This window comes from Mycobacterium sp. NBC_00419 (genome assembly GCF_036023875.1).
Classification (GTDB): domain Bacteria; phylum Actinomycetota; class Actinomycetes; order Mycobacteriales; family Mycobacteriaceae; genus Mycobacterium.
Genome location: NZ_CP107931.1, coordinates 1,140,225 through 1,152,876, shown reverse-complemented (window position 1 = coordinate 1,152,876; position 12,652 = coordinate 1,140,225). Strand labels below are relative to the sequence as shown.

Sequence of the window (12,652 nt, the reverse complement as noted above, 5' to 3'; positions counted from 1 at the left end):
GTGCTCAGAAGACCCGCATCTGGCCTTCGATGGCCGGAACGGTGTCGGGGAGTTTGTAGGTCTCGATGCCGTTGCGGAACATGACCGCCTCCCTGGCGTGTTCGGGTAGGTGCTTGACCAGCCAGCGCGGGTCGTCGTAGGTCCAGTGCGGGTAGTCCGAGGAGAACAGCAGGATCTTCTCGCATTCCATCCATTCGAAGGCCCGCAGCAACTCGGTCTTGTCTTCGGGGTAGTCCAGCGGCTGGGTGGTGAACTTGATGTGGTCTTTGACGTACTCGCTGGGCTTGCGCTTGATCTCCACCCAGTTCTTGCGGGCTTCGTAGATGGCGTCCATCCGCCACATCAGCGGCAGGATCCAGTTGAAGGCGTGTTCCACGAACACGATTCGCAGGCCCGGGTAGCGGTCGAAGACGCCGTCGAAGATCAGGCTCATCACCTGATTGGCCGCGGTCAGCGAGTAGCTCACCATGAAGTCGTGGTTGTAGCTCGGGAAGCCCACCGGCGGGATCGGCAGGGTCTCGTAGACCCCACGGGACAGGTGGCAGCTCACGACGATGTCGTGTTTGGTGGCGGCCTGCCAGATCGGGTCGTATTTCGGATCGCCCCACGACGGACGGGGTTCGGCCTTGATCAGTGCCTGGACCATGTAGGGGTGCCCGGCCCACTTCTCGATCTCGCGGGCCGCGCCCTCGGGATCCTCGATGGCCACGCAGATCGACCCGCGCCAGCGCTCGTGCCAGTTGTTGTGGCTGTCCAGCCAGTTCTCGGCCTGCCAGGCGTTGTGGGCGTAGGACAGCGCGGCGGTGGCCTCCGGAAGCCGGCATGTTCCGTGTGTCGGCTCCAGCACGGCGATGTCGGCGCCGGCCTCCATGATCGCCTGACGGAAGGCCAGATCGGGGTCGGTGCAGGCGAATTCGCCGTCATCGGGGAAGGTGTCCAGACGCATGGCGTAGGCGTGCGCGTAGTCGGGGGCGTCGTAGTAGATCAGTTCGCCGACCCGGTGGTTCATGAAGTACTTGCTGCGCAACGGCTCCGGGATGTAGTCCTGCAGAACTCCGCGGCGCGGTACCGGGTGGACGTCGGAGTCGACGCAGCGCACCGCGACGCGTTCGGTGGGGGTGACCCGGTCCCGGGTTTCAATGGCAGTCATCGTGGTCTCCTTGTACCTTCTGTGCGACTCAGCGTGTTCCGACGGGGGCCGGGATGTCGATGCCATAGAGTCCGGCGGCGTTGCGCCAGCAGACCTTCGCCCGCTGCTCGGCGGTCCACGCCGCGGGCAGGGACCGGGCATCACCGCAGTGCCAGTGCGGGTAGCTCGAGCCGAACATCAGCATGTCGTCCTTGCCGGTGAACGACAGCCACTCGTCGGCGAACTCGGCGTCACCGGGTCCGTCGAGGCTGTTGTGGATGAAGTAGACGTGGCCGGGCAGATAGTCGCTGGGCATCTTCGGCGCCCACGGGGTCTGTTCCAGGTGTGGGCGCCCGAAGCAGTCCATCCGCCAGATGAACGGCGTGATCATGTCGGCGGCGCCGTCGGCCCAGACGAACTTCAGGTCCGGGAACCGCTCGAACACGCCCTCGGCGATCATGTTCAGCAGGTGGTAGACGTAGTTGAGCGACATGAAGCCCAGGTACTGCTCGAAGGTGCGGGTGTGTCCCGACGGTGTCGGCGGGAACGCGATGCCCTCGCCCGTCTCGATGTGAGTGGCCACCGGCAGGCCCGCGTCGACCGCGGCCTCCCACAGTTCCCAGAACTGGGGCTTGCCGTAGAGCTCGCGTGATTGCAGCGGGATGCCGATCTGCACGACCTGGGGATGGTTCTTGTACTTGTCGATCTCGCGCAGCGCGCCGCTGATGTCGTCGGGGTTCACCCGGATGGTGCCCCGGAACCGCGGCCCGTGCTCGGGGTGCTCCAGCCAGCGCGAGACCATCATCTCGTTGTGGGCGGCCAGGATCGCGGTGCCCAGATGGCGGTCGGGCATGATGCCGCGGCCCATCGGGTGCAGCACCGCGACGTCGACACCGCGGTCGGCGAACAGATGCTTGGCGACGATGTCGGGATCGGATCCGGGGTATTGGCCGTCGGGCCCGCGGGAGCCCTTGACGTACTCACCGCCGGGAGCGCCGTACCAGTCCATCTCGTAGTCGGGGAAGCCACGGCTCTTGAACGGCTCGCGCATCACCGTCCGGAGCTCGGGCGTCGACCCGAAGAAGATGTGCACACTCGCGTCGATGAGGGGCGTCGTCGTCCCGTCGTGGTGCTCGATCACCAAACCCGCCTTCCGTCTGCCCGGTGCCCGCCGCAGCGTGCGGTTCCCGAACCCCCATAGTGTAAATCCAAGTTCTTGCGATGCAAGAATAGTGTTCTCACTATGGAGAGTAGAACCTCGTTACCACTCTGCCTCACCGAGCGGTAGGCAGCAAGGAAATTGCCCGGTAGAGTGCAATGCCGGATTGCGAGAATCAACAACTCGATAAAAGAGAATAGGGTTTCCATCGTCGGGTAGCAGGACAGGAGAAGTTGGGTGCTACTGGAATTCGATGCTGATCAGCGTCTGTGGCAGGACACCGTGCGTGACGCCGTCGCCAAGCAGTGTCCGGTCTCGTTGATCCGCGGCATCGCCGAGAACGGCGTGGACCCCGCGCCGTTGTGGGGCTCCTACGTCGAGCAGGGCTGGACCGAGCTCAACGAACCCGGGACGGCAGTCGAGTTGGCGATCGTCCTCGAGGAACTCGGCCGGGCAACCGATCCCACCCCGTTCCTTGCCACCGTGACGCAGTTCGCGCCGCTGGCCGGTGATCGCTACGACCCACAGTTGGCCGGCGCCGCGGTCTACGACGGAGTCACCGCCCACCGCGATGCCGACGGTTGGGTACTGCGCGGAACCGCCCGCCACGTGCTGGACGGGGACCGTGCCGAGAAGTTCGCGGTGGTGACCGACGGTGGTGTCTTCCTCGTCGACTGGTCGGCGATCACCGTCACCCGCAACACGGTCTTCGACCCCGTACTGCACGTGGCCGACGTGGGTTTCGCCGACGTGCGGGTCGCCGACGCCGAGCGGCTGCGTTCCGACCCGGAGCGCGCCCGCCATGTCGCCCTGATGGGGATCGCGATTACGACGGTCGGCGCCTGTCAGCGGGTGCTGGATCTTGCGCTGCAACACGTCCGCGACCGCCACCAGTTCGGCGTCCCGATCGGGTCGTTCCAGGCCGTCCAGCACAAGGCCGTCGATATGCACGTCGCGATCGAGCGCGCGCGTGCGCTGGCCTACTTCGCGGCGCTGACGATCAGTGCCGACGACCCGCGCCGGCGGCTGGCCGCCGCGATGGCCAAGGCCGCCGCGGGGGACTGCCAGTCGGTGGTGTTCCGCCATGGCCTGCAGCTCTTCGGCGCTATGGGATTCACCTGGGAGAACGATGTCCAATTCGCGCTCAAGAGGGCCAAGGTCGGCGAGCTGATGCTCGGCGGCGCAGCCGAACACCGCGCGATGATCGCCGAGGAATACAAGGAGGACTGATGCAACTCACCTTTGATCCCGATGTCGAGGAGTTCCGCACGCAGTTCAGCGACTTCCTCGATGCCAACCTGCCCGACGAGGCCGAGACGCTTGAGCGGCCCCGGTCGGTGTCGCACATGCCGGCCTGGGCGCGGCGCTGGCAGCGGCTGTTGTTCGACAACGGCTGGTTGCTGCCCGGCCAGCCGCCGGAGTTCGGCGGCCGCAACGCGACCATCCTGCAGCAGTTCGTCCATCTCGAGGAACTCTGCCGCCGCCGGATCTACCACAGCTTCAATCCGCAGGGCGTCAATATCGTTGCCGCTTCGCTGATTTCGTTCGGATCCGACGAGCAGAAGCACCGCTGGGCGGTTCCCGTTCTCAAGGGAGAGAAGACCGCGTCGCTGGGTATGAGCGAGCCCAGCGCGGGTTCGGATCTGGCCTCGCTGCGCACCAGGGCCGTCTTGGACGGCGACGACTTCGTGGTCAACGGGCAGAAGGTCTGGACTTCCGGCGCCCATGACGCGGACTTCCTGCTGACCTTCGTGCGCACCGACCCAGACGCCCCCAAGCACAAGGGGATCAGCGTGCTGATCATCCCGACCGACCTGCCGGGCGTGGTCTGCCGGCCGTTCCCGTCGATCTGCGGGATCGACGACAAGGACTTCAACGAGGTCTTCTTCACCGATGTCCGGGTTCCGGCCGAGAACCTCGTGGGACCGCTCAACGGCGGCTGGGGAGTGGCCAACGGCTCACTGGGCCACGAGCGCACCATGATGTGGCTGGGCTTCGCCGACCGGATCGCCAACATGATCGGCGACTTCCGGCCGCGCACGCCGCTGGAGAAGGATCAGTACGCGTCGATGATCATGGACTACCAGGCGCTGCGCCTGATGGGCTCGGCCGGGCTGGCCAAGGCCGCGCGGGGCGAGGTCGACGTCGCGTCGGTGTCGGTGCTGAAGCTGTTCGGCTCCGAGGCGGAGCTGCGGGCATCCGAAACAGCCTTGTCCGCAGCGGGTTCCGATGGTTTGATCCATCCATCGACCACCGGCCCGTACGCACACATGAACCTCGACCACTACTTCGCCAGCTGGTTCGAGCGGCACGCCCGCAGCTTCTCGGGCACCATCGCCGGCGGCACCTCGGAGATCCAGCGCAACATCATCGCCCAGCAGGTGCTGGGTCTGCCGCGCGGTAAATGACACCACTCGTTGAGTGAGGAACCTCGCAGCTTTCCACTCGCACTTCTTGTGCGTGGTTCCTCACTCAACGCCCGCGGTCAGTCGATGACCGCGGCCTCCTTGCGCTCGGTGATCGGGCGGGCCAGCTCCTGCTCGTCGCAGATCCGCTGCAGCTTCTCCAGCGTCTCGTCCAATCCGGGGCCCAGCCGCCGGCCGGGGGTGAACGTCGCGGGCAGTTTCCGCATGCCCTGGATCACCCCGATGGTGTCGTAGTGCACTGTGCCTTCGGGGTCGCAGGTGTAGTCCGGCATCCGGTCCAGGACGCTGGTGAGCATGTCCTTGAACACCGTGCGGGCGACATTGGAGCCGATGCAGCGGTGTACACCGATGCCGAAGCTGAAGTGCCGGTTACCTTTTCGGTCCAGGATCACGTCGTTCGGGTCGTGGAACACCGCCGGATCGCGGTTGGCCATCGCCCACGAGATCCACACCCGCTCACCCTCCTTGAACCGGTGGCCTTCGAGGTCGACGTCGTCGGAGAAGGTCCGGCCGTCGCCGGGTGCGGGGGTGTAGAACCGGAGGAACTCTTCGGTGGCCGGGTCGAGCAGGGTGTCACGCTCGCGGCTGAGCCGCTCGCGCTCGTCGGGATGTTCCGAAAGCCATTCCAGCGCATGGGCGGTCAAGGCGGTAGTGGTGTCGAAGCCGCCGCCGATGATCAGGCCCAGCATGCCGAGGATCTCCATGTCCGGCGCGGGTTCGCCGTCGACGCGCAGATTGATCAGCGCATTGAGCAGTCCGGGCCGTGGACTCTGCTTCGCCTCGTTCATGCGGGTGATCAGGTCGATGCCCATCTCGCGATGCTGCTGCGCCACCCGTTCGGCGTCGGGGGAGTGCTCGGGGGTGTAGATCGCCGCATGGGTCGGCTCGCAGTAGATGGTCCAGTTCTTCAGTGGGATACCGAGCAATGCCATCGTCAGGACGGCGGGCACCACGTTGGCCAGATCGTCGATGAAGTCGATGCGCCCGGTCTCGATCTTCTCGTCGATGCTGGCCCGCACGATCTCATGCACGAACGGCTCCCACCGGGCCACCGCCGCCGGTGACAGGTAGGGGTTGAGCACGTTGCGATAGACGCGGTGCTCCGGATCGTCCATCTCGAGCATGCCACCGCGGGTCACCACCCGCCGGCTGGTGGGAATCGAGATCCCCTTGTAGCCGCTGCGTTCTCCGTTGATGTCGTGGTCGTTGGAGATGTGCGGGCAGCGAGCGAGTTCGAAGACCGCGTTGCTGCCTGCCGCCACCCAGTGACCGCCATAGCTGTCCGACCATGCGATCGGGCACTTCTCGTGCATCTCCTCGGTGATCTTCTCGAACTGCACCCGGTACTCCGGGGTGTGCCGGTCGAAGTGGTAGCGAGGTTGCTTCCGCTCGTCATCTGTGGTGATGTCGTCGACGCTCAAGGCGCTGTCTCCCTTGACTTCTGGTAGGGCGGTGGGTTCTCGGTCAGTCCTCGTCGATGAGGATTGCCTGTTCCGGACACGACTGCGCGGCCTCCCGGACGAGGGCCTCCTGATCAGCCGGGACCACTTCGGTCACCGGCGACGAGCTGCCGTCAATGTCGCTGAGTACGAACATCTCTGGAGCGATCATGGCGCACAGGGTGTGCCCCTGGCAGCGGTCCTGATCTACCCGAACCTTCACGGCTCATCCTTCCGTTGTCGGCTGTCGTGCTGCGTATCAGACGTGGTAGTCGTACCACTTGAGGTAGCCGCCGGCATCGACCCGCAGCTGCATTCCGGTGACGTAGCGGGCCTCGTCGGAAGCCAGCCACAGCACGGCGTTGCTGATGTCCAGGGGCTCGACGTAGTTGACCTTCATCGCCTGCTGGACACCGAATACGGGCTCGGCGTCGGCCCGGGTCGGGTGTTCGAGATCCGGACGGAACGAGCGGTACATCGGTTCGCTCTGCAGCATGTCGGTGTTGCAGTTCGTCGGGTGCACGACGTTGGCGCGGATTCCCCGCACGGCGACTTCGGTCGCCAGATCGTGGACGTAGTTGGACAGCAGGCGCTTGGCCACCATGTAGGACATGCCGCCGGGATCGGCTCCCGGGTTGTCCTTCTGATGGGCGTCCATCAGTGCCGCGGTGGAGCCGGTGGCGACGATCGAGGCGCCCTCCTCCAGATGCGGCAGCGCCACCTGGATCGCGTTGATGGTCCCGATCAGGTTGGTGTTGATCACGTCGCACCAGGCCTGCAGGGGTGGCTCGCCCTTCATCCCGGCGATGCCGGCCTGCGCCACGACGATGTCGACCTTGCCGAACTCGGCCAGTCCGCGATCGAGGGCGTCCTTGAGCTGGCCGGCCTCCCGGACGTCGGCCTGCGCGGTGACGATGCCGCGGCCGGTCTTCTTGACCAGCTCCGCGGTCTCCTCCAGGTCTTCGGGGGTGGCCATCGGATACCCGATGGTCGCGACGTCCTTGCACAAGTCGATGGCGATGATGTCGGCACCCTCTTCGGCCAGGCGCAGGGCATGGCTACGTCCCTGCCCGCGCGCGGCACCGGTGATGAATGCGACTTTGCCTTGGACTCGTCCCACGGTGTGTTCCTTTCAATTGCTCTGGAGGATCGGCTGTTTGACCGGTGCGCTCAGACCGCGGACCGGGGGAGGCGCGCCACGCCGGCGATAGAGGAGTGCGGGGCGTGCAGCGGGGTGAGCTCGGCAGTGGTCACCCGGCAGTGGTCAGGGTGTAGCTGAACCGACGCGATCTCACTGTCCAAGAATCTCCCTTTCTGGAATGAGAACGGTACTCTCGGTGTGACGCATTTCGCAAGACACATCGGCGCAATCTGTCTAACTGCGGGTATGGATGCGCGACGCGGCATCCAACCGACCCCCGCAGGTCGGGGCGGGATGGCTCAAGGCGGCTTGAGTTCTCGTTCCCCGAATGTATGATTCGCCGAAGATGAGAACCGAGTTATCAGAATTTCGTGGGAGAGGCTGGTTTCCTGTGGACACGACGGCGACCGTTGCGGGCGGCCAACCAGCGCAGGGTGACCAGGCTTGCGGCCGGCTCATGCTGATCGACGGCCAGTTGGTCGGCGCCGCCCAGACCTATGCCTCGCTCAACCCGGCCACGGGTGACATCGTCGGATACGCACCCAATGCCGATCTCGCCGACGCGCAGCGCGCCATCGCCGCCGCCCGCACGGTATTCGACACCACCGACTGGTCGACCAACGTCGAGCGTCGGATCCGCTGTATGGACCAGCTCCACACGGCCCTGCTCGAGCACAGCGACGAACTGCGTGCCATCACCATCGCCGAAGTCGGCGCCACCCGCGCCCTCACCGAAAGCGCCCAGCTCGACGACCCCATCAGGATCGTCGGCTACTACGCGGACCTGTTGAAGACCTACCCGCTGACCGAGGACCTCGGCGAGATTGAGAGCCGCGGGCAGCGTCACCACCGGTGGGTGGAAAAAGAAGCCGCCGGTGTCGTCGCGGCGATCATCGCCTACAACTATCCCAACCAGCTGGCACTGGCCAAGCTGGGTCCGGCGCTTGCCGCCGGGTGCACGGTGGTGCTCAAAGCTGCGCCGGACACGCCGCTGACCACCTTGGCGCTCGGCGAGGTCATCGCCAAGTACACCGACATCCCCGACGGTGTGGTCAACGTGATCAGTTCGACCGACGCCGCGGTCGGCGCAGCGCTGACCACGAGCCCCGACGTGGATGTCGTGACGTTTACCGGATCGACGGCCACCGGCCGCAAGATCATGGCCGCCGCTGCCGAGACCATCAAGAAGGTGTTCCTCGAACTGGGTGGCAAGTCGGCGATGATCGTGCTCGACGACGCCGACTTCAACACCTGCGCGATGATGGCGGCCTTCATGATCTGCTCGCACGCCGGGCAGGGCTGTGCCATCACCACCCGACTGCTGGTGCCGCGCAGCCACCACGACGAGATCGTCGAGCAGGTCAAGAACTTCATGGGCATGATCAACTACGGCGACCCCACCGACCCGGCTACCTATATGGGACCGCTGATCAGCGAGACCCAGCGCGACAAGGTCGACGGCATCGTCAAGCGAGCCGTGGCGGCCGGGGCGACCCTGGTCACCGGCGGCAACAAGGTCGGGGGGCCGGGCTTCTTCTACGAGCCCACGCTGCTGACCAATGTCGATCCGGACAGTGAGATCGCCCAGGAGGAGATCTTCGGGCCGGTGCTGGCCGTGCTCGCCTACGACGATGACGACGACGCGGTGCGCATCGCCAACAACTCCATCTACGGTCTGTCCGGCGGGGTGTTCGGCGCCCAGGAACGGGCGCGCGCCATCGCCCGGCGCATCCGCACCGGCACCATGGGCATCAACGGTGGCAACTACTTCGGCCCGGACACGCCGTTCGGCGGGTACAAGCAGTCCGGTGTCGGCCGCGAGATGGGTGTGGCCGGCCTCGAGGAATTCCTGGAGGGCAAGACCCTCGCTGAGGTTGTCGATGAGCCGCTTGCGCGAAGAGAAGAGGGCACAGCGTGAGCGGTCCGCTGGCGGGTGTGCGGGTCCTCGAGGTCGCGATGTACGGCTTCGTGCCGTCGTGCGGCGCGGTGCTCGGTGAGTGGGGCGCCGAAGTAGTCAAGGTCGAGCATGCGGTGACCGGCGACCCGCAACGCGGTCTGCGCCAGACCGGCCCGCTGCGGGTCGAGGGTGACCCGAATCCCAATGTGGAACATGCCAATCGGGGAAAACGCAGCATCGGGCTGGATATGTCGGTGTCGGGTGGCCGGGAGGTGCTGCTCGAACTCGTCCGGCGTTCGGATGTCTTCCTCACCAGCTTCCTGCCCGGGCATCGCCGCAAGTTCGGCATCGACGTCGACGACATCCGGGCGGTCAACCCGAAGATCATCTACGCGCGCGGCAGTGCCTTCGGCCCGCGCGGGCAGGAATCAGAGAAGGGCGGCTATGACATGACCGCCTTCTGGTGCCGAGCCGGTACCGCCGCCACCATCACCCCGCCTGGGATCGAAGGCATGATCGGACCGCCCGGGCCTGCCTACGGCGACACCATCTCCGGCACGAATCTGGCCGGCGGGATCGCCGCGGCCCTGTTCAAGCGGGAACGCACCGGCGAGCCGTCGGTGGTCGACGTGTCGCTGCTGGGCAGCGGCCTGTGGGCGATGGGCCACACCATCGCGCTGACCCAGCATCTGGGGGAGCGGATGGTGGCTCCGGTGCCCGGCGTGCACGGTTCGCCCATCAATCCTCTGGTCGGTCTCTACGAAACCGCCGACGGGCGCTACATCTCGTTCGTGATGATGCAGCCGACGAAGTTCTGGGCGGATGTGTGCCGCCACATGGAGATCACCGACTACATCGACGATCCGCGGTTCGGCACGGCGGAGCAGATCGCCGCCCACACCGCCGACGCGGTGGAGATCCTCGGGAAGGCCATGGCCACCCGCACCCTGGCCGAGTGGTCGACGCGGTTCGCCACCCTGGCCGGCCCGTGGGCGCCGGTGCAGGACACCTTGCAGGCCGCCGCCGACGCTCAGGTCCGGGCCAACGAGTATCTGGTGCAGGCAGGCGAACTGGAGTTGGTGTCCAACCCGGTGCAGTTCGACGTCGCGGCACCACGCAGCGGGCCGGCTCCTGCTTTCGCCGAACAGACCGACGAGATCCTCGAGGAGATCGGCCTGGACTGGGACCGCATCATCGAACTCAAGACCGCCGGCGCGGTCACGTAGGCAGCGCCGGAGATCCCATGTCGAACCTCATCGCCGCTGGCGCGCACCTACCTTCAGTGGCCTGTGACCCACGTCGCAGCACAGCCGGGGCTGCGGTGACGGTCACACCGCGGCCGGGCCCGGTCCATTGTTTGCCGGTCGAGCGCTATGTGCACGCGAGCGCGGTGGCTCCGCCTGGTGTGCGAATAGCGCACACCGGTGGTGTGTCGCGGCGTTCAAGTGAACCGGAAGGGTCTCGGCGCCTGCACGCGGGCAGTGATCCTGCGGGACGGGACAGCGCCAACACGCACACTCAAACGTGCTGGGAAACAGCAGATTTCGTGGACGATGCGGCGGGCCCCGAGGACGGTCCCGATCGGGTTTCGCACGGGCGCCCCGGCGGCACGAAGGTATGGCCGGGACGCAACGGCGCCCCGCACACGATGGTCAGCATGACACGGCTGACATCGGACGATGGTGAAGTTGCTGAAGTTCACCATTCCCTCACCGCAGGTGAGGCAATCAGTTATGAAGGTGACGACTTCGCCGCAATCTCGAAGATCCCGGAAGGACCGTTTGCCGATGGCAGGTAAGGGACCGGATCGGTGGTCGCCGGGGATCGCTATTCGTAGTGGTGTGTCCGGGCCGATGCAGGCTATTGGTGGGTTGTTTGCGATGTCGGCTGATGCGGTGCGGTTTATCTTCCGGAAGCCGTTTCAGTGGCGGGAGTTTTTAGAGCAGGCGTGGTTTGTGGCGCGGGTGTCGTTGGCGCCGACGTTGTTGGTGGCGATTCCGTTCACGGTGTTGGTGAGTTTCACGCTCAATATCTTGTTGCGGGAGTTGGGCGCGGCGGATCTGTCGGGGGCGGGTGCGGCCTTTGGTGCGGTGACGCAGGTGGGCCCGTTAGTGACGGTGTTGATCGTGGCCGGTGCCGGTGCGACGGCGATGTGTGCGGATTTGGGGTCACGCACCATTCGTGAGGAGATCGACGCGATGGAGGTGCTGGGGATCAACCCGGTGCAGCGTCTGGTCACGCCGCGGATGTTGGCGTCGGGGTTGGTGGCGTTGTTGCTGAACTCGTTGGTGGTGATCATCGGGATCTTGGGTGGCTATGTGTTTTCGGTGTTCGTTCAGGATGTGAATCCGGGGGCGTTCGCGGCGGGGATCACGTTGTTGACCGGGGTGCCGGAGGTGATCATCTCGTGTGTCAAGGCGGCGTTGTTCGGGTTGATCGCGGGGTTGGTGGCTTGTTATCGGGGGTTGACGATTTCCGGTGGGGGTGCCAAGGCGGTGGGTAATGCGGTCAATGAGACGGTGGTGTACGCGTTCATGGCGTTGTTCGTGGTCAATGTGGTCGTCACGGCCATCGGCATCCGAATGACCAGCCGGTGACCCGGGAGACGCGATGATCACGCTGCGCGGTGCGTATCCCACACTGGCCAAACAGATCGACCGGCCGGTCAACTTCTTTGCCCGCATCGGCGATCACACCCTGTTCTACGCCCGCGCCATCGGCGGAACACCCCATGCGGCAATCCATTTCCGCAAGGAGATCATTCGGTTGATCGCCGAGATCTCGATGGGTGCCGGGACGTTGGCGATGATCGGTGGCACGGTGGTCATCGTCGGGTTCTTGACGTTGGCGGCCGGCGGGACGCTGGCGGTGCAGGGCTATTCGTCGTTGGGCAACATCGGGATCGAGGCGCTGACCGGCTTTTTGGCGGCGTTCATCAATGTGCGGATCTCGGCGCCGGTGGTGGCCGGGATCGGCTTGGCGGCCACCTTCGGCGCGGGCGTCACGGCTCAGCTCGGGGCGATGCGGATCAACGAGGAGATCGACGCGCTGGAGTCGATGGGCATCCGGCCGGTGGAGTATCTGGTCTCCACGCGCATCGTGGCCGGGATGATCGCGATCACGCCGCTGTACTCGATCGCGGTGATCTTGAGCTTTCTGGCCTCGCAGTTCACCACCGTGGTGTTGTTCGGTCAGTCCGGTGGACTCTATGAGCACTACTTCACCACGTTCCTCAATCCGATCGACTTGTTGTGGTCGTTTCTGCAGGCGGTGTTGATGGCGATCACAATCCTGTTGATCCACACCTATTTCGGCTTCTTCGCCACCGGCGGACCGTCCGGGGTGGGAGTGGCCGTCGGCAACGCGGTGCGGACCTCGCTGATCGTCGTGGTCTCGGTGACCCTGCTGGTCTCGCTGGCCATCTACGGATCCAACGGCAACTTCAACCTGTCCGGATAGGG

11 protein-coding genes are annotated in these 12,652 nt (G+C 65.4%); 6 read left to right on the top strand and 5 right to left on the bottom strand.

Features of this window, described 5'->3' with window-relative positions:
- Nucleotides 1–4: 4 nt before the first annotated feature.
- Together OG976_RS05340 and OG976_RS05335 are read right to left on the bottom strand one after the other, a co-directional pair.
- On the bottom strand, nt 5–1,150 hold the full coding sequence (locus OG976_RS05340) for an amidohydrolase family protein (protein WP_328358885.1): 1,146 nt from the start codon (nt 1,148–1,150) through the stop codon (nt 5–7).
- A gap of 28 nt (nt 1,151–1,178) precedes the next feature.
- Entirely contained in the window at nt 1,179–2,270 is a 1,092-nt protein-coding gene (locus OG976_RS05335) for an amidohydrolase family protein (RefSeq protein WP_328358883.1), read from the bottom strand.
- 255 nt (nt 2,271–2,525) lie between these two features.
- Here OG976_RS05335 and OG976_RS05330 point away from each other — a divergent pair, with 255 nt between their 5' ends.
- Together OG976_RS05330 and OG976_RS05325 are read left to right on the top strand one after the other, a co-directional pair.
- Nucleotides 2,526–3,518, top strand: a complete 993-nt coding sequence (locus OG976_RS05330; protein WP_328358878.1) for an acyl-CoA dehydrogenase family protein — start codon at nt 2,526–2,528, stop codon at nt 3,516–3,518.
- The gene (locus tag OG976_RS05325; protein WP_328358875.1) at nt 3,518–4,696 is read left to right on the top strand and encodes an acyl-CoA dehydrogenase family protein; all 1,179 of its coding nucleotides are present in this window, start codon (nt 3,518–3,520) and stop codon (nt 4,694–4,696) included. The genes OG976_RS05330 and OG976_RS05325 overlap by 1 nt, the downstream gene beginning before the upstream one ends.
- Nucleotides 4,697–4,773: 77 nt before the next feature.
- Here OG976_RS05325 and OG976_RS05320 read toward each other — a convergent pair whose 3' ends face one another.
- The 3 genes from OG976_RS05320 to OG976_RS05310 are packed head-to-tail and all read right to left on the bottom strand — an operon-like array spanning nt 4,774 to nt 7,273.
- Nucleotides 4,774–6,135 (bottom strand): cytochrome P450, encoded by a 1,362-nt coding sequence (locus OG976_RS05320; RefSeq protein WP_328358874.1) that lies wholly within the window; start codon nt 6,133–6,135, stop codon nt 4,774–4,776.
- 43 nt (nt 6,136–6,178) lie between these two features.
- Nucleotides 6,179–6,376 carry a ferredoxin gene (locus OG976_RS05315; RefSeq protein WP_328358872.1) on the bottom strand — a complete coding sequence of 66 codons (198 nt, stop codon included), beginning with the start codon at nt 6,374–6,376 and terminating at the stop codon, nt 6,179–6,181.
- Nucleotides 6,377–6,412: 36 nt separating this feature from the next.
- The gene (locus OG976_RS05310) at nt 6,413–7,273 is read right to left on the bottom strand and encodes a mycofactocin-coupled SDR family oxidoreductase (RefSeq protein ID WP_328358870.1); all 861 of its coding nucleotides are present in this window, start codon (nt 7,271–7,273) and stop codon (nt 6,413–6,415) included.
- A 367-nt stretch (nt 7,274–7,640) separates the two neighbouring features.
- On the opposite strand from OG976_RS05310, the gene OG976_RS05305 reads away from it, so the two are divergent.
- The 4 genes from OG976_RS05305 (at nt 7,641) to OG976_RS05290 (ending at nt 12,650) form a co-directional block, all read left to right on the top strand.
- The gene (locus tag OG976_RS05305; RefSeq protein ID WP_442930433.1) at nt 7,641–9,212 is read left to right on the top strand and encodes an aldehyde dehydrogenase family protein; all 1,572 of its coding nucleotides are present in this window, start codon (nt 7,641–7,643) and stop codon (nt 9,210–9,212) included.
- On the top strand, nt 9,209–10,417 hold the full coding sequence (locus tag OG976_RS05300) for a CaiB/BaiF CoA transferase family protein (RefSeq protein ID WP_328358865.1): 1,209 nt from the start codon (nt 9,209–9,211) through the stop codon (nt 10,415–10,417). The genes OG976_RS05305 and OG976_RS05300 overlap by 4 nt, the downstream gene beginning before the upstream one ends.
- A 561-nt stretch (nt 10,418–10,978) precedes the next feature.
- Nucleotides 10,979–11,788 carry an MlaE family ABC transporter permease gene (locus OG976_RS05295; RefSeq protein WP_328363173.1) on the top strand — a complete coding sequence of 270 codons (810 nt, stop codon included), beginning with the start codon at nt 10,979–10,981 and terminating at the stop codon, nt 11,786–11,788.
- A gap of 13 nt (nt 11,789–11,801) precedes the next feature.
- Nucleotides 11,802–12,650, top strand: a complete 849-nt coding sequence (locus OG976_RS05290; RefSeq protein WP_328358863.1) for an MlaE family ABC transporter permease — start codon at nt 11,802–11,804, stop codon at nt 12,648–12,650.
- The last annotated feature ends 2 nt before the right edge of the window (nt 12,651–12,652 follow it).